We start from the raw sequence: 19,598 nt of genomic DNA, 5'->3' as shown, positions 1-19,598 counted from the left end.
CGTTGACTGACCGGCATTGGGTTCACCCACCGAATGGGGTTCGCCTGCGGACGGACAGGACGTATGGGGGTGTTGGGGTCGAACGGGTGCGGGTGGTGAGCGGGGCGGTGGCGGGTGGTGGGGGTATACGTCCTGTTCGTTGGAGGATGGGTGGGCGTGGGAGCATCGGGCGAGGGTCGAGGAGGGGCGATGGAGTGGAGAGATCTGCCGTTGGCTGAGTGCTTGCGCGGGGGTGAGGCGGAGATGCTGCAGTTCGCGGTTGACCGGGCGCGGCGGCAGTTTGCGTGGAAGACGGGTGGCTTGACTGCTTCGCAGCTCCGGCAGGAGCATCTGCCGTCGACGATGACCTTGGCTGGTCTCGTGAAGCACATGTCGTTTGTCGAGGCTGGGTTCACGGCTCGGGCGGCTCAACGGCCGATCGGTAGGCCGTGGGATGTGCGGGACTGGGTTGCGAACGATAGGTGGGGCTGGGAATCCGCGGTCAGCGACGAACCGGAGGAGTTGTACGCGCTCTGGTACGGGAGTGTGGAGCGGTCGCGGGCTACCTGGGTTGAGTTGGCGGCTGACCTCGATGTGGAGGTCGACGAGGGGGACCCCGACTGGATTACCAGTCGGCGGCGGATCCTCGTCGACCTGCTGGAGGAATACCTCAAGCACACGGGGCATGCCGACGTACTGCGGGAGGCGGTTGACGGGCTGCGGGGGAACGACCCGGACTAGTAGGTCTGGTAGTAGATGAGTTGGCCGGATTCGCCTGCGGCTGCGCCTTCGCTGGGGATGAAGAGGGTGATGACGAAGGCGTTCTGGCCGTTGGGGGCTTTGAGTGCGGTGATGGTCGGGTTGGCGAACGCTGTGCTGCCGCCGTTGGTGCGGATGGTGGTTCGGTCGGCGTTGCCGGTTTGGTAGTCATAGACGAACGTGCGCCAGGAACCGAAGTCGCCCTTGGTGTACTGGCCTTCGATCAGGCCGAAGGTGTATCCGCGGAAGGTGGTTTGGTCGCGGTCGCCGATGTTGCCGCCGACACCCCAGTGCAGCAAGGCGTTGTCGAAGTTCGGCTGGGCTGCGGTGGACCAGGAGTTGAAGTTCTTCAGGGTGCCGCGTTGCTGGCGGTCGCGGTCGCAGTTCCACCAGTAGTGTCCGCCTAGGTCGATCGTCGAGTGGTCGATGTCGGGTGACAGCGTGACGCTGTAGATATTCGGCGTACCCTCCGCGCAGGTCGACAGCCGGCGGGGTGCGTCGAAGGAGCGATTCACCTTGCCTGCCAGGAGATCCGCACGATTGGCGAAGTACCGGAAGGCGAGGTGGTTGTTGCCACCGCCCGCCTGTTCCTGCTCCCACGCGAGTACGAAACCGCCGTTCGACGCCTGCGCGATCGTCGGCTGCGAGGCCGGGCCGGTGTTGCTTCCGGCAAGCTCACGAACCCAGTGCCAGTTGAGCAGATCGGTTGACGTCGCGAGATTGACCCGGAAGTGCCCGTCGGAGCCCAAGTGATGCGAGACGGCGAGATACCCGCCGGTCGAGTCCTGGATGATCTTCACCGTATCCATCACATGGCCGGCATCGTCCTTGGTGTTGTAGCGCTTCCCGGTCGCACCGGAGACGTTCTCGACGATCGCCCGCAACTCGGCCCGGGCCGGATCGGAGGCCGCGGTGGTCGTCGCGGAAGCAGTACCGGCACTCAACGCGGCAAGTGTGGTGACAAGCAGGACAGCAAGAGCTCTGGGCATGGGCGGCACCCCTCGCAGTCAGTTGTTCAAGGCCCTCAGGCTAGCGAGGTCCCGGCCGACCCGCCCAGATCAGCGTGTGCCCACTGTCCCCCTCAGGCACGAACTCCTCGTGATCGATCACCAGCCCGGCGTTCTCGATCCATGTGCGGGTGGTCGCGGTGTCCGCCTGACTCCACCACATGGGTACGTCGCCGCCCAACCAGTGCTGCTCTGACCCGGTCCACGCGGCCGCCCCGATCGTCGCCACGAAGGTACCGCCCGGGCGCAACCAGGTGCCGATGCGTTGAAGGAGCGCTTCCTGCTCGTCCAGCGGGATGTGGATGAGCGCGTAGAACGACAGGATCGCGTCGAAGGAGTCCGCCGGTAGGTCGAGCGTGGTCGCGTCCGCCTGCAGGAAGGTCGCCGCGGGCACCCGCTCGCTCGCCCGGGCGACCTGCACCTCGCTGATATCGACGCCGGTCACGATATGCCCGGCCTCGGCCAGGACCTTCGCCACCGGTACCCCGGAACCGCACCCGAGGTCGAGGACCTGGGCGCGGTCCGGGAGTTCGGTCAGGAGCAACTGCAGCCAGTCGGCGTACTTCGTCTCGCCGCCGAACGCCTCGTCGTACCGGGACGACAGTTCGTCGTAGCCGCGTCGTACGAGGTCCTTGGCCTCGTCGTTGTCCATATAACTGAGGTTAGGCGGATCTGTGCCACTCACCAACCTCCTTTTGGGGCGCTCCGAGGGCGTGCGCTGAGCGTGAATCGCAGCGGTCGCGCGGAGTTGGTGAGTGGCTGGGGTCCGCTATTGGCGGTCGCGGGCGTGATGGAGGGTTGCGGCGGCGGCTAGGCAGACTGCGGCGGGGACGGTGAGGGCGGCGGCGGGGGTGTGGAGGGTGGCTACGCCGGTGGCGGCGGCGAGGGTGAGGGTTTCGACGGTCATGCGGGTGGTGCTGAAGAGGGCGGCTCCGGCGCCGCCGCGGTGGTAGGGGACGTGTTTGAGGGCTTGGCCGTCGGGGACGCCTTCGGTGAGGCCCAGGCAGATGCCGAGGATGGCGGCGCTGGCGAAGAGAGCGATCGGGGACTTGGTGAGTTGGAGGGCGAGCGCGGTTACGGCGCAGATGATGAGTGCGTGGGTGACCAGGGGTGCCGCCCAGCGGCGAGCGATGCGGGCGGCTAGGAGCGGGAGCACGGTCGAGGGGATCGTAAGCAGGCTGAGCAGGAGGCCGACCTTGCCTGCGCCGAGGTGTGCGCCGAGTTGCGGCAGGGCGGTCAGGCCGACGACCAGGATTCCCATGAAGGCACCGGTACCGAGGGCATAGGCCCGGTACGTCGGGATGCGCAGGAGGTCGAGTGGGATCGCAGGATCCGTCGTACGGCGTTCCACCCGGATCAGCAGCGCGGTTCCGCCGGCGGCGGTGAGCAGCAACCCGACAGTCGCCCAGACCGGCAGGGCGAACCCGAAGGCGGTCACCGCGGCTGCGATCGTCAGCCCGAAGATGACCGCACCGGCTAGGTCGAACTCCTTCGGCAGGTTGTTGGTGCGGAGGCTCGGGAGGCCGATCGAGGTCAGGACCGCGATACCGGCGACGGCCGCTGGTACGACGAACACCATCGGCCAGCCGCCGACCGCCATCAGGCCTTGGGCGGCGAAGGGACCGAGCGCGAGACTCGTGCCTAGTACGGCGCCGACGTACCCGTAGACGCGGTGTCGATCCTCAGGCGGGTAGACGGCCAGCACCATCGCCGAACCACCGGCCGCACACATCGCCGCGCCGACACCCGCCAGCACGCGGAGTGCGACGAGGGTGCCGAGGTCTGGTGCGAACGCGGAGAGTATTCCGGCTACCGCGACCACGATGTTGCCTAGAGCAAAGAATTTCGTGCGTGAGGTGCGATCGGCGAGAACGCCGGCCAGCAACAGCGCAGCGGCGAACAGACCGTTGTATCCGACAACGATCCAGGGGCCGAGGCCATCGGCCCCGGACAGGTCCGCGGTCGCCGCGGGGACGACGGCGGTCGAGCCGGTGATCGCGAGTGGGAAGACCGCGGTGGAGATGAGGTTGGCGACGAGTACGCGCCGACGGTGACGTACAGACAGGTGAAACACGGTATGCGCTCCGGAGTCAGCAGATTCCGAGCGCCACGAGGGCGCTCCTGACGGAAGGCCAGGAGCGACGGCGAGTTCTAGGTGTTATGCGCCGCCGCTCTTAGCGTCGGCGCACCGTGTCTGTCTTGGGCACGGGCCGAGGGTAGCAACGGGCCCGCCCCGGAAGCACGGGGTTTACCAGAGTGAGCCGGTGGCGTCCCAGTGCCCGTGCGGACGCTCATCGGTGAACGGCACCAGCCACTCGACCGGCACCGTCAACGTCTGCACCCGCGGCAGCACGATCGGCGTACCGTCCGCGGTCCGCAGGTTCCCGATGATCTCGTACTCCCCGTCCGGCAACCCGAGTTCCAGGCACTGCTCAGCCGTCAACGCAACCGCTGTAGTAGGACTCAGCACCGACCGAACCCCCTCGGCCGCCGACCCCTCCACCCCTGTCACAGTCAACGGAAAGGTCGCCCCTCGCAGCGCCCCGAACGTCAGCCGCTGGTCCCCCTCCAACACATGCGGGACCTCGACCAAATACGTCGTACCGACCTCGACCTCGCCGCTGAGCACCCCACCAGGCTCCGCGTTCCCCACCCCCTTTGTCCAGCAAAAGATCAGCAGTCGAGCTGGAAGAGGAGGAGCTTGCCGCCGCTCGAGTCACTCCAGAGGTACGAGAGGTGTGGACGGATCAGCCTGCAGCACCTGCTCCACCTCGTCGGCGGTGAGCCATTCGTCGGTCGCCTCGGTGTAGACGCGGGTTTTGTCGACGACCAGCTCGTCACCGTGGAGTTTGTTCGGGCGGTAGCTCAGCTCCGGGGCGGCCACCAGCAGATGCCTGATCACGTCTGGAGATTAGCGGCCGGGGAGGCGGGTGGTGATTTCTTGGAGGATCCAGGTGTTGTTGTCGGGGTCGGTGAAGGTCGCTCGGGTGCTGTAGGTGCGGCGTTCTGGGTCCAGGCCGGGGGTGAAGCCTTCGGCGGTGCGGTGGAAGTAGTCGGTGACGGGGGCGCCGGCGGCTACCAGGGCCTCGCGGGCGGTGACGATGTCTTCTACGACGAGGTAGGCGGTGGAGGAACCGGGGGCGGCGGGGGTGATGCCGGCGCCGAACTGGACTGAGGTGGCTGAGCCGGGCGGGGTCAGCTGGACCACGCCGGGCGGGGTGACGTCGAGACGCCAGCCGAGGCCGACGTAGAAGTCGCGTGCGACGTCGACGTCGGTGACCGGGATGATCAGGGCCTCGATGCGTTGTTCAAAAGTGCTCATGACCCCACGATCACGGGTACGGCGGGGTGTTCGCACCAGGGAAAGTCACTGGCGCGCAACTGCTGACGGGACGGGATGCCGACTTCGGCGAAAGTTTCTCTCCTGGGCGCTTGTGGCGAGCGCGACGACCGACCGGCAGTGTGGCCGGGACCACGATAGTTGCGTTTTGCCACGAACTCCGGAAGGGTCAAAAGGCAGTCCAGTCCGAATCTAGCGAAAAGTGGAGGCGCGCCGAAGCGAGGCGTGATTCAGCTGTGGCGATCGATTTCGACAGCCAGCAAGCAACTTCTGACCACGCAAACGAGCATCCCGCGCTCGCGGCACCACCACCTCCCGGCAGCCGAAGTTCCGGCTCAGGGCTCGACAGAATTGTGTTCGGCATCACGGCTGTCATCGCATTGGCCTTTGTGGCTTGGGGATTCGCCAATGCCACCAGCCTCGGTACGGCGTCCACTTCGGCGCTGACCTGGGTTGAGACGAACACCGGCTGGCTGTTCGTACTGCTGGCCTCGGGTTTTGTCGTGTACGTGTTGTGGCTGGCCGCGGGCCGGTACGGGCGGATCCCGCTCGGCGCGGACGACGAGGAGCCCGAGTTCAAGACCGTGTCCTGGGTCGCGATGATGTTCAGCGCCGGGATGGGGATCGGGCTGATGTTCTACGGCGTGAGCGAGCCGTTGTCGCACTTCATGGCTCCGCCGCCGGGCACGGTGCAAGGCGGCACGGACGCGGCACTGCAGACGGCGATGGCCACCACGCTATTCCACTGGACGTTGCACCCGTGGGCGATCTACGCGGTCGTCGGCATTGCGATTGCCTATGGCACCTTTCGGCGCGGGCGTTCGCAGTTGATCAGTTCGGCCTTCGCGCCACTACTCGGCAAGCGGACCGAAGGACCGATCGGCAAAGTGATCGACAGTCTGGCGATCTTCGCGACACTGTTCGGTTCGGCGGCATCGCTCGGGCTCGGTGCGCTGCAGATCGGGTCCGGCGTGCGGATCCTCGGCTGGCTCGACAAGACCGGAAACGCCGTGCTGGTCGGAGTGATCGCCGTACTGACTGCTGCGTTTGTGGCGTCGGCGGTGTCGGGTGTTGCCAAGGGCATCCAATGGCTGTCGAACATCAACATGGTGCTCGCGGTGGTGCTGGCGGCCTTCGTGTTCGTGGTCGGGCCGACCGTGCTGATCCTCAACCTCGTGCCGACCGCGATCGGTGACTACCTGCGGGACATCGCCGACATGGCCGCCCGGACCGAGGCCAGTGGCGGCGATTCGATGGCGACCTGGCTGTCCAGTTGGACGGTCTTCTACTGGGCATGGTGGATCTCGTGGACGCCGTTCGTCGGCATGTTCATCGCGCGGATCAGCCGCGGGCGGACCATCCGGCAGTTCGTCACCGGCGTACTGCTCGTTCCGTCGCTGGTCAGCCTGGTCTGGTTCTGCGTGTTCGGCGGCGCCGCGATCGACACCCAGCGGCACGGCGTCGACATCGCCGGCCAGTCGACCACCGAGGGGCAGCTCTTCGGTCTCCTCGAGCACTTCCCGCTCGCGTCGCTGACCACGATCCTGGTCGTCGTACTGGTGGCGATCTTCTTCGTCTCCGGCGCGGACGCGGCCTCCATCGTGATGGGCACGCTGTCGTCGCGGGGAGCGCTCACGCCCCGCAAGTCGGTCGTCGTGTTCTGGGGTGTACTCACCGGCGCGGTCGCCGCGGTGATGCTGCTGGTCGGCGGCGGAGGCGCGAAAGCCCTTCAGGGCTTACAGAATCTCACCATCGTTGCCGCGCTCCCCTTCGCCATCGTCATGGTCGGCCTGGCCGTTGCCCTTGCCAAGGACCTGCGCACCGATCCACTGATGCTGCGCAAGGCCATGGGCACCGAGGCGATGGAAGCCGCCGTCATCGAAGGCGTCACCGCCCATGGCGACGACTTCTCACTGGTTGTCTGCGGCAACGGTGACGACTCGCAGTCAGTCGGTAGGGCCACGCCATCCGACGATGCGAAGTGAGTACGTCGCGTAGGTGGTCTTGAGGTCCTCGATCGTGCGATCGGGGCCCATCCAGGTCTGGACCTCGGCGGCGAAACCGGCCGTCGGGTCCGTGGTGTGACCCTGCGGCCGGTACCAGACCGCTAGCCGGATGCCGAAGCCGGCGATGGCGGCGATCGCGGTCCAGGGGTCCGCACAGTCGAAGGCGCCGAGGTCGTTGCCGCGGTCGATGACCGCCCGCATCAGGTCGATCGCCTCCTTGCGACTGGCGGCGACGCGGTGCAGCGCGGACTCGGTGAGACTAGCGAAATCGTTGTGGGCGATCGTCGCGAACAGCGGGTACGTCGTGTGGAACTCGACGTTCGCATGTGTCAGAGCGGCCAACTGCGCCGCGGGATCCGGCCCGGCCTCCAGCAGCCCGGCGCGCATCCGGTCCCGGATCTCCTCGTTGGCGAGGAACACCAGCTCGCTGAACAGCTCGGCCTTCGACGCGTACTTCGCGTAGAGCGAGCTCGGCTGCACACCGAGATGCGCGGTCAGGTCGCGGACCGAGACGCCGTGATACCCCCGCGCGGCGAACAGTTCGACCGCCGCCGCCAGCAGCCGGCCCTTGGCGCCGTCCGCCGCAAGCTGAGGCGGCAGCAGCGCGGGCACATCTGAAGACATCTCACCTTCCTTAGAACGATCGATCCATAAGTTATCAGAATTTGCGCTTGACACCAGCTTCGTGGATGCTCAGAGTAATGTAACAAGCGTTCCACTGGAGGGGTTGGATGCGCACAGCAGCAGGGATCTGGTGGGAGAGCACCGGCGCAGGTGAGCCGGTGCTCCTGATCAATGGATTGGGGACAGCATCAACGTCATGGTTCCGCTTGCTCCCGGGCCTTCGCGGCTACCGGGTGATCACGTTCGACAACCGCGGTGTGGGGCGTACCGGGTCCTCCCCGGAACCGTTCGACCTCGCCACGATGGCGACCGACGCAGTCGCCGTCCTCGATGCAGCCGACGTCGACCGGGCACACATCCTCGGCCTTAGCATGGGCGGCCTGATCGCCCAGGAACTGGCGCTCAGCCACCCCGGCCGCGCCAGTTCCCTGATCCTGGTCAGCACCCACTCCGGCGTACCGCACCTGACCGTCGCGGCCTCCGCCGTAGCCACCACCCTCAAACAGATCGCCGGCCTCCCGCCGGCCGAACGCAGCCAGGCCCTGGCCCCGATCCTCTACGTTGACCAGACACCGGCCGCCGAACGAGCCCGCGACGACGAGATCGGCGACACCATCCCCACCACCCCCGAAGGCATGCGCAGCCAACTCCTGGCCGCCACCCCCTGGGACCGCCACACCGACCTACACCAGCTAACGGTCCCCACCCTCGTCCTCCACGGCCGAGAAGACCGCTTGGTCCCCCTGTCAGCCGGCGAAACCCTGGCCGCCGCCATCCCCAACGCCGACCTCGTAGTAATCCCCAACGCCGGCCACCGAATCTTCACCGACCAAACCACCCCCTCAACCCAAGCCATCACCACCTTCCTCCACCGGGTAGCCCACCAATCCCCCCAACGACAGGACGTATAGCTGTGCTGGGCGGCTCCGCCACGCCCACCACCGCCTGCCGGGCAGGGCGACACGCATATACGTCCTGTCCATCGGAAGATCCAACCGGCCGGCGTCCATCGTGGGCGGTCGCGGTCGGGAAGGACATGTGGTGGTCGGGTCCGACGGCCTCGGTCACGCTTGGGACCACGTGCGAGATCGTGTTCGGCGGGACTATGGCGACGAGACGAACTGGCGACCACCTGACCGCAGCCGGTCGCCAGTACGTCCGCGACCGCGGTTGACGCCAACACTTCCCATCACCACAGTTCCTCGCCGAATGCGTTGGGCGGGACCGCGCGAGGCGGTTGCGCCAAGGCGCCAAAGGGCTGTCGCCGCCGGAGGCGGTGTCCTTTCTCGCCAGGTATCCCACCAATCCCCCGAACGACAGGACGTATAACCCACCAACCACCCCCGCCCCGTTCACCACCGCCTGCCGGGCACGGCGACACGCATATACGTCCTGTCCGTTGGAGGATCCAACCGACCGGTGTCCTCCCGTGTCGGTGCAGAGATGGTCGGCAACGACATGGGGTAGTCCGACCACGCGCGCTCAGCCACGCCTGCGCCCCGCCGCAAGGTCACCGCCAACGCCACCACGTCATGTGCTTACCGACAAGACGAGGCGCACAGGCGAGGTGGCCGGTCGGCTGGCGGTCAGACGACGCGCCGAGGTGAGTTGGTGGGTGGACCGCGGCTGCCCAACACTCCCCTCGACCACGGTTGCTCGCCGAATGCGTTGGGCGGGACCGCGCGAGGCGGTTGCGCCTGAGGCGCCAAAGGGCTGTCGCCGCCGGAGGCGGTGTCGTTTCTCGCCGGAGGCGACTGGAAGTTCCGGAACCGGGGAGGGGGTGTGCATGCGCATTCCGGCGCGTAGGGTCGCGGAGAGTAAGCGCTTTCCGGGATGATGGTGGGAGGAATTTGTGAGGCGAAGTGTTGGGGTGGGTGTGACGGTGGTGGCTTTGGGGGTGGGGCTGCTTACTGGTGGGGCGCCGGCTAGTGCGGGGCGGGCAGCGGTGACCGGGACGTATTCGAGTGGGTCGGCGCAGCAGTGGCAGGCGTTGCCTTCGGCGTACGTGGGGAACGATCGGGGTACGACGCCGGACGCGACTGTGGTGGTTGATCCGAGCACGTTGCGGCAGAAGTACAGCGGGGTGGGGTTTTCGCTGGACGAGACGAGTGTTTCGAACCTGTGGAAGCTCACGCCGACTGAGCGAGACCGGGCGATTCGGTTGCTGGCGGATCCGAAGAGTGGGGCTGGGTTCGATCGGTTCCGGTTGACGATCGGGAGTCCGGATCTGATCGAGCATCTGCCGTTCTGGTCGTACGACGAGCTCCCGGCGGGCGTGACCGAGGACTTCGGGCTCAAGTACTTCTCGATCAAGCGTGACCTGGACACGCATATCGTCGAAACCGCCAAGCTGATTCAGCGGTACAACCCGAAGGCGACGTTCTTCGCTTCCGCGTGGAGTGCGCCGGCCTGGATGAAGACCAACAACCGGTTCACCGGTGAGGTTGCGCTCAAGCCGGGCAGTACGTCGTACTACCAGGTGGGCAAGCTTCGCGACGACTGTATCGACGTCTTCGCGCAGTACTACGTGAAGTACATTCAGGCGTTCGCCAAGCACGGGATCAACGTCGACGCGCTCACGCTGCTCAACGAGCCGGGGATCGACGTCGTCTACCCCGCGATGGACATCAGCGTCGAGCAGCAGCAGAAGCTGGCCGTCGCGATCAAGCGGGAGGTACGGCGGGCCGGGCTGCGGACCGAGCTCTATGTCCACGACTTCAATTTCTGGGACTGGCGCGACCCGAACAGCACCGCGACCAAGAACTACTACCGGATCTTCAACGACCCGGCCACGAAGAACGCGAGTGACGCGATCGCGTTCCACCCGTACTGGGGTGATCCGACCGTCATGCGGGACGCCTACGAGCAGACCGGTAAGCCGGTGCACATGACCGAGACCAGCAACCTGTCACCGGACACGATTCTCAGCTACTTCCGGCTGGACGCTTCGTCGTACGTGATGTGGGCGCAGACGACCGATCAGGACGGCGGCACGCTGCACTGGACGCCGGCGCGCGACAACAACATCGACTGGGCCGAGGTCGGTCGCACCACCAAGTGGCCGAACCGGCTGGTCAAGGTCGACACCACCGCTCGCACCTTCACGGTCCGGGACGAGCTGTACGCGATGGGCCAGTTCGCCAAGTACCTCGGCCCGGAGCACACCCGCGTCGAGTCGAGTACGACGACCAACGGGATCAGCAACGTGGTCTTCAAGGACCGCGGCGACAACTTCGTCGCGATCGTCGGCAACGCGAACGCCACGTCGAGCCAGGTCCGGGTGTCGATGGCCGGAAAGACGTTCACCGTCACGGTTCCCGCGAAGTCGTTCGCGACCTACCGCTGGCACGGCGAGGTCCCGTCGCAGCACGGAAATCACGCGCCCGTGCTGAACGACGTACCGGATGTCGTCGCCGACCAGTACGGCGCCACTCAGGTTCAGCTCGCGGCGACGGACCGGGATCGGGACAAGCCCGCGTACTACGCGACCGAGCTTCCGGCCGGTGTCAGCCTGGATGCGCAGACCGGTCTGCTCACGCTCCGCCCGACCGTCGCCGGCACGCAAACGGTGAAGGTCCGCGTCACCGACGGCGCCGCCAAGGACGAGGTGACGATCAACGTCACCGTGAGACCGCACGGTACGCCGGTCGGTCAGAACATCGAGGCGGAGTCGTACGTCGCGCAGAGCGGCTGGACGGATGGCGGCGCGAACTTCGTCGAGTCGAACCCGTCGGCCAGTGGCGGTAAGAACATCGGCTGGACCGACACCGGCAAGTGGTTGCAGTACCGCGTCGACCTGACCAAGGCGGCCACATACAACCTCGAGCTGCGGGTGGCCAACGGCACCGGCGCAACCGCCCCGGATGCAATCTCGATCCGGGACGCAGCAGGCGCCGTACTAGCGAAGGTCTCGGTGCCGGCCACTGGCGGCTGGGCGACGTACCAGTCGATCAGCACCCAGGTGATATTGCCGGCCGGCGACCAGAACATCACCGTCTTCTGCGAGAGCGGTGGCTTCAACCTCGACTATCTGAAGCTCACCGAATGACCGAGGCGGGGAGGGACCGGCGGGGTCCCTCCCCCCTCTTCAACGAAAACTAGTTCCAGGGGTCGAACGGGATCCCACTCGGCTTGGACGCGTTCAGTAGGTTGCGGAAGCGGTCGTCCTTGTCGGTGATCTTGATGGTGGCCGAACCGAAGTTGGCGTTCATCAACGTCGTGCGCAGGTTGGTGTTCGGCCAGCCGTCGTAGCCGACGAGCGGCGGATAGCGCCAGTTGTGGTAGTGGTTCTCGGGCGGTTCGTCGTTGCTGTTGGCGAGCCGGTAGAAGTGCGTGCTGGCTCCGTCTTTGTGGTAAACGATCTTGGGATGAGTGCCGTCGAAGCGGACTTGCGAGCGCGGGTAGGTGACCTGACTCGAATGCTGCGTCGTGGTCACGAACTCGACCTGGTTGGACGACTGGTTGATCCAGGAAATGACGTGCTCGAAGTCGTGCCGGTGACCGCCGAGGCCGCTACCGGCCACGGCCTGGTCCTTCTCGAAGTAGCCGGCGTACACGACGGCACACCAGCCGTTGTTGCACTTCGAGCGTGAGTAGGTCTGGGAGTTGTCGAGATCGGACTGGTCGCGGCAGTTGCCGTTGACCGCGCCGGTGGTGTTGAGGCCCGGATTCAAGGTGCCGTCGGCACCGATCGCCGGGACCTGGTAGCACCCGTCACCGTCGTAGTCGAAGGCGGGTGAGAAGGATTGTTCGTAGCCGTTCGCGTTCTGCGGGAGACTCGGTGGCGGCGCTGCGTACGCCGCGACTGTCGTCGCCACCAGCAATGTCGCCGTACCGATCGCGATCCCGGCGAATCGTCGGCGGGCGCGGGCATGATCTGTCATGGTCGCTCCTTGGGGCGGAAGGACAACGCTCCCGACGATGACAGATCAGCCACTTGTTCGTACATAGTTCACCGTCGAAAGAATGGCCGAACTTCAGGCATACGCGTCGAACGGGATGCCACTCGGTTTGGACACGTTGAGCAGGTAACGGAAGCTGTCGCCGTTGTCCCTGATCTTGATGGTGGCCGACCCGAAGTTGGCGTTCATCAAGGTGTCCCGCAGACCGGTGTTCGGCCAGCCGTCCCAGCCGACGATCGGCGGATAACGCCAGTTGTGGTAGTGATTCTCCGGCGGTTCGTCGTTGCTGTTCGCGATCCGGAAGAAGTGCGTGCTGGCGCCGTCTTTGTGATAGACGACCTTCGGGTGACTACCGTCGAACCGGACCTGTGAGCGCGGATAGGTGACCTGGCTCGAGTGCTGCGTCGTGGTCACGTACTCGACCTGATTGGACGACTGGTTGATCCACGAGATCACGTGTTCGAAGTCGTGCCGGTGACCGCCGAGGCCGCTGCCGTCGACCGCCTGATCCTTCTCGAAATAACTCGCATAGACGACCGCACACCAACCGTTGTTGCACTTCGAGCGGGCATACGTCTGCGAGTTGTCGAGGTCGGACTGGTCATGGCAGTTGCCGTTCACGGCACCGGTCGTGTTCAGGCCCGGATTGAGGGTCCCGGACGGGCTGATCGCGGCGACCGGATAACACCCGTCACCGTCGTAGTCGTAGGCTGGCGAGAAGGACTGCTCGTAGCCGTTCGCGTTCTGCGGCAACGTCGGAAGCTGGTCGGCGTACGCGGTGGCCGCGGTGCTCACCAGAAGCATCGCGGTCACCGCCAGTACGCCGAGGATCCGGCGCGGACTGCGGGAGTCGGGGGGAAGCGGATCTGTCATGGTCGCTCCTTCAGGCGGATGACAACGCCGTCGAACCGTGACAGATCCACCCCGGTCTGGTAAATACTTCACACGATAAAGTTTTCTAGAAACCCGAGTTTCCCGAGCCCCGGTTGAGAACGAAGCCGGCGGTGTTGTTCAGGCCGCCCGATGGCGTGCCGCTGACCGTCACGTAACTGAAGCTCCCACTACCGGCGACCTGTACGTCGATGCCGTAGGTGCCGGTGTTCTGGACCTTGACGTGGTCGAAGGTGATGTTGCTGACCGTCTTCTGCCAGGACATCAGGATGCCTTGATAGGTGCTGTCGATGATGTCGACGTCCTTGATCAGGATCGGTGCCGTGATCTCGCGGGCTTCGGCGTAGATCCACAGCCCGCCCTGACTGCTGTTCCAGTCGGTGTTGAAACCTCCGGCACGGGTGATCGTGTTGCGCTGGACAACCGTCGTACCGCCGAACGGTTGCGCGGAATGCCAGGTGCTCAAAGTGATCCCGGATGCCGTGTACACCGTGTCGGACAACAGGTTGTCCTCAATCCGGTTGTTCACGCCGCCGTAGATCGCGGCCGTGTTGGCGAGCGCCGGAAGAGTTGCGGTGTTGAAGGTGAACGCGCAGTCGGAGACGGCACTGCTGAACGACCACATGGCCATCGCGTCGTCGCCGGTGTTGCGGAAGACGCTCTGGTCGACGCGGGTATTGCGGACCGGGCTGCCGTCGCCGCTGAAGGTGTTCAGGTTCAGGCCGTCGGCGAACTGGTCGCGGATCCGGACGCCGACGATGTAGAGCCCGTTGGTCCCGCTGTTGGCCCAGATCCCGGTCTTCGAGTGCTCGATCCAGACGTTGTGGATCAACGATCCGGTGCCGAAGTTGCCTTCGATCGCGGAGTCCGTCGTCACCTGGCCGTCGGGATCGCGGTACCGGACATCACCAGCGAAGGTGAAGTCGGCCAGCTGCACATTGCTGCCGGTGGCGAACAGCCCACCACGTCCGGCGTTGCCACGGATCGTCGAGTACCACATGCCTGCGCCGCGCACGGTGACGTTGTCGACATTCACTCGGGCTGTCAGGTCGAAGACGCCCGCGGGGATCCACAGCGTCTTGCCGGCCGACTTCGCCGCGCTGATCGCCGAGTTGAACGCAGCCGTGTCATCACCGCCACCCGACACCGCCCCGTACGCCGTCAAATCAACTGAGTTCGCGGGTACGACGTACGCCGGGGCGACGACCTCGGTATCGATCAGGTCGATCGTGATCGGCGTGGACGTGTCGTTCTGCAGTCGGAGGACAGTTCCTGCGGCGTACGACGGGAGCGCCGTACGGGCCTCGTCGTAGAAGCGGTGGCCGCCACCGAGTCCGGGGTCGTTGGGGAACGGGTAGTTGCCGTAGACCCAGCTGTACGCCGAGGTCAGCTGCAGGTCCTTGACCTTCGAGCCGCTGTTGTAGATCCCGAGTGGGGCGGTGATCCCAGTACCGGCCGCGTTGTCGGGGATCGAGTAGCGGACGACGAGCGAATTGGTCGGCTTGGTGAGGGTGAAGTCGACGTACTTGCCGGCGTTGTCGAGCCGAACCGCGCGACGGCCGGAGGACTCGGAGGCGACGGTCCGGTACGTGCGGTCTGGGCCGATCGCGACGCCGTTCGTGCTGGCGTTCTCCGCTTCGTATTCGGTGTACGGGACGGTGGCTCCGCGGGTGGCGAGGTTCGCGGAGCCGGTGACTGTGAGGTCGTCGAGCTCTACGTTGCCGCTGTCGCCGGCGTCGTACTGGTAGCCGATGAGGTTGAGACCGGCGCGCAGGGTCAGCGACTGCTGGATGGTCGTCCAGCCGGTGGTTGCGGGGAGCGAGAGTTGGCTGGCTTTGACGCCGTTCGCGTAGGTGCTGAGGGTCTTGGTGCTGCCGGTGGAGTTGTTGTAGCGAAGGGTTGTGGTGGCCGCGCCTGCTGCGGTGAGGTTGACGGTTCGAATGGCTCGTGCGCCGACTGCGGTGAAGCCGGCGACGTAGCCGGTGCCTGCATAACCAGCGATCGAGGTGGCGGCCGTGGTGCCGCCGGATAGGAAGGCGTTCTCGAGGGCGGGGCCGCCGGAGGGAGGCGGTTCCGTCGCGTCGGTGATCGTGAGGCTGTCCAGATTGACATTGCCGGAGTCGGTGGTGTCGAAGCGGTACGCGATGCTGTTGCTGCCAGCAACCAGCGTGACGGCTTCGGGCGCGGTTCCCCAGGTATCCCAGTTCGCCGTCGCGGGGAGGGTGATTTGGCGCAATCTACTACCCGCGACGTACAACGAGAGTGTCATCGGAGCGCCGGTGCCGTTCGCGTAGCGCAGGGTGAGGGTCTTGAGGCCGGCAGTTGCAGGAACGGTGAAGGTGGTGGCGGCGGTGCCTTTGGTGGCGTCGGTGTAGCCGCCTACGAAGCCGGTGCCGGTGTAGCCGGGGTGGTCCGATTGGGCGACTGCTCCACCAGAGAGGGCCGCCGATTCGGCTTCGTAGACACCGTCCGCCGGGGCGGGCGCTGTGTCGACCACGACGCGATCCAGGTTCACGTTGCCGGAGTCGGTGGTGTCGAAGCGGTAGGAGATGGTGTTGGTGCCGGCGGCCAAGGTGACGGACTCGACGGTCGTTCCCCACGTGTCCCAGTTGGCGGTGGGAGGCAAGGTGAGCTGCCGGAGCCTCGTGGCGCCGAGATAGAGCGAGAGGGTTTTGGATGAGCCGGTGCCGTTGGCGTAGCGGAGGGTGAGGGTGGACGGGCCGGCGGTCGCGGTGACGGACAACGTGACGGCGGCGGTGCCTTTGTTGGGGTCGGTGAAGCCGCCGATGAAGCCGGTGCCGGAGTAGCCGGGGTGGTTGGTTTCGACTACGGCGCCGCCGGAGCGGGTGCTGTTCTCTAGTTCGTAGGTGGTGGGGGCCGCGGTGGCGGGGAGAGTGAGCAGAGTGAGGAGGAGGGTGAGGGCGGAGAGGAGCGCGAGGCGGGGTCTGGACATGGCGGGGCCGTTCTTCTGGGCGGGTGGGGTGTGGGCTGGGTCAGCCCTTGACTGCACCCTGGAGGGCGCCGGTCTTGAGGAAGAAACGTTGGAAGACTGCGAACAGCACCACCGGGATCACCGTGGAGATGGCCAGCGCGGCGAGGAAGACGTCGAGTTCGACGAAGCGTTGCAGCGCTGGTAGCCGGACCGACAGCGGTTGCAGGTCGGGATCCGGGAGGACGAGCATCGGCCAGAGGAAGTCCTTCCAGGCGGCGATGATCGCGAACACCGAGACCACGCCGAGGATCGGACGGGACATCGGCAGCACCACCGACCAGAACAGCCGGAACGGACCGGCGCCGTCCACGCGCGCCGCCTCGAAGACCTCCCGAGGCAGGTTGTCGAAGAACCGTTGGACCAGCAGGATGTTGAAGGCGTTCGCCCCGGCCGGCAACCAGACCGCCCAGAACGAGTTGATCAACGATGCCTTCAGCAACGGTGGGTCGACGATGGTGAGGTAGAGCGGTACGAGCAACACCACCGACGGGACGAACAGGGTCGCCAGCACGACGCCGGTGATCACCTTCCCGTACCGCGGCCGCAGTACCGAAAGCGCGAAGCCTGCTGTCGTTGCCACCAGCAACTGCACCAACCACGAGCCGCCCGCGAGGACGACCGTGTTCAGGAAGTACTTGTCCACCTCGACGCGGGTCCAGGCGGTCGCGAGGTTCGCCCAATCCATGCCGTGCGGCCAGAGCGCGAGCGGCGACCGGAGGGTGTCCTGGGTCGGCGTAATTGCCGCCTTCGCCAGCCACAGCATCGGCCCGAGCCCGATCACGAACAACGATGCCAACAGTACGGCGTGCAACCCGCGGGTCGTCCGCCGGATGCCCGGGCGCAGCCACTCGCTGGGTGACAGGATTCCGCGACTCATGACTTGCTCCAACCACGCGTCAGCCGGAAGTACACCGCGGACAGCAGACCGAGGACGACCGCCAGCATGATGCTCAACGCGGTCGCCATCCCGTACTGCCCGCCCAGGCTGTTCGCGAAGGCGTAGTCGTAGATCAGCAACAACAGGGTGGTGGTCGAGTTCGCCGGGCCGCCGCCGGTGAACAGGAACGGCTCCAGGAACACCTGCGCCGTACCGACGATCTGCAGGATGAACGTGATCAGCAGGATCCCGCGCAACTGCGGCAGCGTGACGTGCCAGATCTTCCGCCAGATCGACGCGCGGTCGATCTCCGCAGCCTCATACAAATCGGTCGACACCCCGGTCAGTGCGGCCAGGTAGATGATCACCGTGCCACCCGCCGCGGCCCAGGTAGCCTCCAGCACCAGCGACGGCATCGCGATCGCCGAGTCCTGCAACCAAGCGACCGGACCAAGACCGACCATCCCGAGGATCGTGTTGAAGACCCCGTTCGGTCCGGCGTCGTAGAAGAACTTCCACAGCAGTACGGCGACCACCGGCGGCACGACGACCGGCAGGTACGCGAGCGCGCTGTACAGCCCCTTGACCCGGCGGACCTCGCTCATCACGACCGCTGCGAGCAACGGCACCGGGTAGCCGAACAACAGTGCGAGAAACGCGAAGTACAGGGTGTTCTTGATCGCCGTCCAGAGCAGCGGATCAGCCAGGACGTCCCGGAAGTTCTGCAGCCCGACGAAGGTGGACGGCGTGACCAGGTTCGTCTCCTGGAAGCTCATCAGGACCGCCCGCCCGATCGGGATCCAGGAGAAGATCCCGAAGACGAGCAGGAGTGGAAGCAGGAAGACGAGCGTGCTGAGCCCGCCACGAGTCCGCATCGATCAGTTCCGGTCCAGCAGCGCTTGGGCTTCGGCGTCGGCCTTCTTCAGCAGGTCCGCGATATCCGCGTCCTTGTTGGTCAGCACCGACTGCACCACCGGATCCAGCAGCTTGTAGACCTCCTGGGTCGACCGCACCGGCTCAGTCACCAGTTGTTGGTCGAACATCTTGTCCGTGTAAGGCTTGAACTGCTCGAGCGGCACGTTCACGTACTGCTTGACCCAGCCGAGAGACTCGTCGTACGTCGCCCGGTCGAACACCGGCAGTTGCGGAGCGCCGACCGGCTGCTTCGAGGCTGCCGTGGTCTTCGCGTCCAGCGCGGCCGCGTCCTTGTTGGTGAGCTTGTCCAGGTAGAAGAAGTCGATCCACTTCACCGCGGCCGTCTTCACTGCTTCGTTGGCCTTGGCGCTGACCGTGGCGAGCGTCCCACCACCCAGTACGCCGGCCTCCGGCTTACCGGCGAGCGGTAGCACAGTGACGCCGTACTCGGCCGGCTTCAACGCGTTCTGCGTGACCAGCGAGCCGTAGTTGCCGCCGCCGGAGACGTACATGCCCACCTGGCCGGAGGCGAACGCCTGGTTGATGCCGCCCCAGTCGTAGAGGAAGTTCGAGCCCATGCTGTTGTCGGTCCAGCGCAGGTCCTTCAGCCACTGCAGAACCGCGGTCAGCTCCGGGGTGTCCAACTCCGCGGTCGCCTTGTCACCCTCGATCTTCTCGGTGCGGCCGCCGTACGCGTAGTCCAGCGTGGTGAGGATCCAGCCGCCAGTGTTGTCCGTGGTCAGCTGCGCATACCCGGCCTTGCCGGTCTTGTCGGCGATCTGCTTAGCCGCAGCCCGTACGTCGTCCCACGTGGCCGGCGGCTTGTCCGGATCGAGCCCGGCCTGCTTGAACAGCGTCCGGTTGTAATGCAGGGCTTGCCCGTACGCCGCGATCGGGACGGCCCACATCTTGCCATCCTCGGCTTGTCCGGCCTTGGCCACGTTCGCGTTGAACTTGTTTGCGTACGGCAAGCTCGCGACCAGCCCGCTGATATCGGCGATCTGCTTGCGCTCGATCAGGCCGCGGCCGTCGGTGAAGGGCACCGTAAAGACGTCGGGCAGTGTGCCACCGGCTAGCTGAGCGGTGAAGGTCGTGGCGGTCCAGTTGTACTCCTGCGGCGCGATGTCGATCCCCGGATTCGCCTTCTCGAACTGGGCGACCCGCTCGTCGAACGCGGCGATCGCGCCCTTGTCGAGACCGGGATCCCGGGCGACGTTCAGCGTCACCGGGCCGTCGGCCTTGGGTTCGTCGGCAGAACATGCGGTCAGAGCGGCCGCCAGGGCGAGTACCACGGCAATCGTCTTCAT

The 19,598-nt window shown here is 65.8% G+C and carries 17 protein-coding genes; 4 read left to right on the top strand and 13 right to left on the bottom strand.

The features are described 5' to 3' along the window. The first annotated feature begins 189 nt into the window (after window positions 1-189). Complete coding sequence (locus ABD231_RS31285) at window positions 190-720, top strand: mycothiol transferase (RefSeq protein WP_344159899.1); 531 nt, start codon at window positions 190-192, stop codon at window positions 718-720. On the opposite strand, the gene ABD231_RS31280 is transcribed toward ABD231_RS31285, so the two are convergent. The 6 genes from ABD231_RS31280 to ABD231_RS31255 form a co-directional block, all read right to left on the bottom strand. Beyond that, a complete protein-coding gene (locus ABD231_RS31280; RefSeq protein ID WP_344159896.1) occupies window positions 717-1,727 on the bottom strand; it encodes a hypothetical protein in 1,011 nt (336 codons plus the stop codon). The genes ABD231_RS31285 and ABD231_RS31280 overlap by 4 nt on opposite strands. A 40-nt stretch (window positions 1,728-1,767) precedes the next feature. After that, on the bottom strand, window positions 1,768-2,397 hold the full coding sequence (locus ABD231_RS31275; RefSeq protein ID WP_344159892.1) for a class I SAM-dependent methyltransferase: 630 nt from the start codon (window positions 2,395-2,397) through the stop codon (window positions 1,768-1,770). A gap of 117 nt (window positions 2,398-2,514) precedes the next feature. Further along, window positions 2,515-3,819 (bottom strand): MFS transporter, encoded by a 1,305-nt coding sequence (locus tag ABD231_RS31270; RefSeq protein WP_344159889.1) that lies wholly within the window; start codon window positions 3,817-3,819, stop codon window positions 2,515-2,517. 174 nt (window positions 3,820-3,993) lie between these two features. Continuing rightward, a complete protein-coding gene (locus ABD231_RS31265) occupies window positions 3,994-4,398 on the bottom strand; it encodes a hypothetical protein (RefSeq protein ID WP_344159886.1) in 405 nt (134 codons plus the stop codon). Window positions 4,399-4,461: 63 nt separating this feature from the next. Further along, a complete protein-coding gene (locus ABD231_RS31260) occupies window positions 4,462-4,647 on the bottom strand; it encodes a hypothetical protein (protein WP_344159883.1) in 186 nt (61 codons plus the stop codon). Between the two features lie 9 nt (window positions 4,648-4,656). Next, the gene (locus ABD231_RS31255; protein WP_344159880.1) at window positions 4,657-5,067 is read right to left on the bottom strand and encodes a VOC family protein; all 411 of its coding nucleotides are present in this window, start codon (window positions 5,065-5,067) and stop codon (window positions 4,657-4,659) included. Window positions 5,068-5,438: 371 nt separating this feature from the next. Here ABD231_RS31255 and ABD231_RS31250 point away from each other — a divergent pair, with 371 nt between their 5' ends. Continuing rightward, window positions 5,439-7,070: a BCCT family transporter gene (locus ABD231_RS31250; RefSeq protein WP_425554227.1), complete on the top strand. Its 1,632-nt coding sequence runs from the start codon at window positions 5,439-5,441 to the stop codon at window positions 7,068-7,070. Here the strand turns inward: ABD231_RS31250 and ABD231_RS31245 are convergent. Beyond that, window positions 7,032-7,715 (bottom strand): TetR/AcrR family transcriptional regulator, encoded by a 684-nt coding sequence (locus tag ABD231_RS31245; RefSeq protein ID WP_344159874.1) that lies wholly within the window; start codon window positions 7,713-7,715, stop codon window positions 7,032-7,034. The genes ABD231_RS31250 and ABD231_RS31245 overlap by 39 nt on opposite strands. A 107-nt stretch (window positions 7,716-7,822) precedes the next feature. Here ABD231_RS31245 and ABD231_RS31240 point away from each other — a divergent pair, with 107 nt between their 5' ends. After that, window positions 7,823-8,626 (top strand): alpha/beta fold hydrolase, encoded by an 804-nt coding sequence (locus ABD231_RS31240; protein ID WP_344159871.1) that lies wholly within the window; start codon window positions 7,823-7,825, stop codon window positions 8,624-8,626. A gap of 941 nt (window positions 8,627-9,567) precedes the next feature. Continuing rightward, the gene (locus tag ABD231_RS31235) at window positions 9,568-11,763 is read left to right on the top strand and encodes a carbohydrate-binding protein (protein ID WP_344159868.1); all 2,196 of its coding nucleotides are present in this window, start codon (window positions 9,568-9,570) and stop codon (window positions 11,761-11,763) included. Between the two features lie 49 nt (window positions 11,764-11,812). On the opposite strand, the gene ABD231_RS31230 is transcribed toward ABD231_RS31235, so the two are convergent. From ABD231_RS31230 to ABD231_RS31205, 6 genes are all read right to left on the bottom strand, one after another. After that, window positions 11,813-12,598 (bottom strand): NPP1 family protein, encoded by a 786-nt coding sequence (locus ABD231_RS31230; protein ID WP_344159865.1) that lies wholly within the window; start codon window positions 12,596-12,598, stop codon window positions 11,813-11,815. A gap of 93 nt (window positions 12,599-12,691) precedes the next feature. After that, the gene (locus tag ABD231_RS31225; RefSeq protein ID WP_344159862.1) at window positions 12,692-13,489 is read right to left on the bottom strand and encodes an NPP1 family protein; all 798 of its coding nucleotides are present in this window, start codon (window positions 13,487-13,489) and stop codon (window positions 12,692-12,694) included. Between the two features lie 85 nt (window positions 13,490-13,574). Next, complete coding sequence (locus tag ABD231_RS31220) at window positions 13,575-16,460, bottom strand: CBM35 domain-containing protein (RefSeq protein WP_344159859.1); 2,886 nt, start codon at window positions 16,458-16,460, stop codon at window positions 13,575-13,577. 40 nt (window positions 16,461-16,500) lie between these two features. Beyond that, entirely contained in the window at window positions 16,501-17,376 is an 876-nt protein-coding gene (locus ABD231_RS31215; RefSeq protein ID WP_344159856.1) for a carbohydrate ABC transporter permease, read from the bottom strand. Then, complete coding sequence (locus tag ABD231_RS31210; RefSeq protein ID WP_344159853.1) at window positions 17,373-18,251, bottom strand: carbohydrate ABC transporter permease; 879 nt, start codon at window positions 18,249-18,251, stop codon at window positions 17,373-17,375. The genes ABD231_RS31215 and ABD231_RS31210 overlap by 4 nt, the downstream gene beginning before the upstream one ends. A 3-nt stretch (window positions 18,252-18,254) precedes the next feature. Next, entirely contained in the window at window positions 18,255-19,598 is a 1,344-nt protein-coding gene (locus tag ABD231_RS31205; RefSeq protein ID WP_344159851.1) for an ABC transporter substrate-binding protein, read from the bottom strand.

Origin of the sequence: Kribbella yunnanensis (assembly GCF_039529655.1) — a bacterium.
Lineage (GTDB): Bacteria > Actinomycetota > Actinomycetes > Propionibacteriales > Kribbellaceae > Kribbella > Kribbella yunnanensis.
This window is presented reverse-complemented; position numbering and strand designations above follow the sequence as displayed.